Source organism: Oceanobacillus chungangensis (assembly GCF_003369565.1).
In the GTDB taxonomy this organism is placed as follows: domain Bacteria; phylum Bacillota; class Bacilli; order Bacillales; family Amphibacillaceae; genus Oceanobacillus; species Oceanobacillus chungangensis.
Genome location: NZ_PIOD01000018.1, coordinates 1 through 1,477 on the forward strand (window position 1 = coordinate 1; position 1,477 = coordinate 1,477).

Annotated in this window: 2 protein-coding genes; both read left to right on the forward strand. The window is 35.5% G+C overall.

The annotated features are described in order from the left end of the window. Window positions 1–53: 53 nt before the first annotated feature. On the forward strand, window positions 54–617 hold the full coding sequence (locus CWR45_RS14840; protein WP_115750652.1) for a helix-turn-helix domain-containing protein: 564 nt from the start codon (window positions 54–56) through the stop codon (window positions 615–617). Further along, on the forward strand, window positions 581–1,447 hold the full coding sequence (locus tag CWR45_RS14845) for an IS3 family transposase (RefSeq protein WP_170138876.1): 867 nt from the start codon (window positions 581–583) through the stop codon (window positions 1,445–1,447). The genes CWR45_RS14840 and CWR45_RS14845 overlap by 37 nt, the downstream gene beginning before the upstream one ends. The last annotated feature ends 30 nt before the right edge of the window (window positions 1,448–1,477 follow it).

The window sequence follows — 1,477 nt, forward strand, 5'->3', positions numbered from 1 at the left end:
GGTACCGACCCCCGAAAGTTAGAGTAGAAAATCTAACTTTCGGGGGTGTTATTATGGCGAAATATAGTGAAGAATTTAAAATAAAACTTGTCACCGAGTATTTGCATGGGAATCTTGGATATCAATCATTGTCGAAAAAATATAATATTCCTAGCACTTTCCAATTAAGAAATTGGGTGAGATCCTATAAAGAACAGGGAATGGATGGATTAAAACGAAAAAGGACGAAGAAGGAGTATTCTGTTCAATTTAAATTAGATGCGATACAATTTATGTTAGAAACAGGTGCTTCTTATTTAGAAACTGCTGTTCAATTTGATTTGAACAATCCTTCCTTAATTTCACGCTGGTTGAAAACATTTCGTGAACAAGGTATAGAAGGCCTGAAACAAAAAACAAAGGGGAGACCTTCTATGTCTAAGAAACCCAATAAAGCGAAGAAAAAAGAAGAGAAAAAGTTAACACGTGAAGAAGAGTTAGAGCGTGAGAATGAACTACTAAGGCTAGAAAATGCGTACCTAAAAAAATTGAGAGCTTTTCGGGAGAATCCCAATGCCTTTCTCGAAAAGCACAAGCAAAAGTGGCATTCGAGCTTAAAGAAGAAGGATTCCGATTAAAAGATATTCTTCTTGTGGTGGATATACCTGAAGCAACCTATCACTATCATGTGAAAAGTTTTGGCAGAAAAGATTCAGATAAAGAATTGAAAGAAATTATTATAGATCTATTTAAAAAGTTTCATGAACGTTATGGTAATAAACGTATCACGAATGAACTCAAGAAATTAGGACATCAAATCAATCATAAAAAAGTGTATCGCATTATGCGAGAATTGGGATTAAAATGTGTGAAATTTATGCGGAAATCCCGTAAATACAATTCCTATAAAGGTAAGGTTGGAAAAGTAGCGAAAAACCGATTATCTCGCCGTTTTAGCACACCAATCCCTCTTCAAAAGTTAGTAACCGACATTACAGAATTCAAATGTCTAGGCGAAGAGAAGTTATATTTAAATCCGATTCTTGACCTTTATAACGGTGAAATCATTGCGTTTGAAATCAAGAAACGTCCAACGTTAGATCTTGTCATGAAGCCTTTAGAAGAAACAATAGAGATAATAAAGAATGGTGCAACTTACCGCACCACCATCCATTCTGATCAAGGCTGGCATTACCAGCACAATCAATGGGTGAGGACATTAAAAGAGAATAGAATATTTCAAAGCATGTCACGTAAAGCAACCTGTGCAGACAATGCTTCGATGGAGAATTTCTTTGGCATCTTGAAACAAGAAATGTATTATGGGGAAGAATTAGTAAGCTATGAAGAATTAAAAAGACGGATTGAAGAGTATATCTTCTGGTACAACCATGAACGTTCAAAAGAAAAATTGGCTGGATTAAGTCCAGTCGAATACCGAACTCAATCCAGCCAATCAGCTGCATAATAAAACTCTAACTTTTAGGGGTAACCACCT